The 317-nt window shown below is 45.7% G+C and carries 1 protein-coding gene; it reads right to left on the reverse strand.

All coding sequences use genetic code 11. The features are described 5' to 3' along the window. Positions 1-317, reverse strand: a 317-nt coding sequence (locus tag AK963_RS30820; protein ID WP_139117856.1) for a transposase, incomplete at both ends; no start/stop codon positions are given.

The following is a 317-nucleotide window of genomic DNA, read 5'->3' on the forward strand; positions in this document are numbered from 1 at the left end:
GCTTTCCAGTTCCTGATCGGCATGGTCCATTTCTCGGAAGCTTTTTCCATGGCCAGATAGATTACCTTCATGACTGACTCATCAGTCCGAAAAATCTTCCGGTTCTTGATCGCCTTACGAATGACGCTATTCAAGGACTCAATGGCATTCGTTGTATAAATCGCTTTTCGGATATCTTCAGGATAGTCGAACAGAGTAATCAGGTTATCCCAGTTATTACGCCAGGACTTACCAATCGATGGGAATTTCTCCCCCCAGGCTTCTTCAAAGGCTTCCAGCTCCATTTCTGCTTCTTCAGCAGTCGCTGACCGGTAAAT

The organism is Endozoicomonas atrinae, assembly GCF_001647025.1.
Taxonomy (GTDB): domain Bacteria; phylum Pseudomonadota; class Gammaproteobacteria; order Pseudomonadales; family Endozoicomonadaceae; genus Endozoicomonas; species Endozoicomonas atrinae.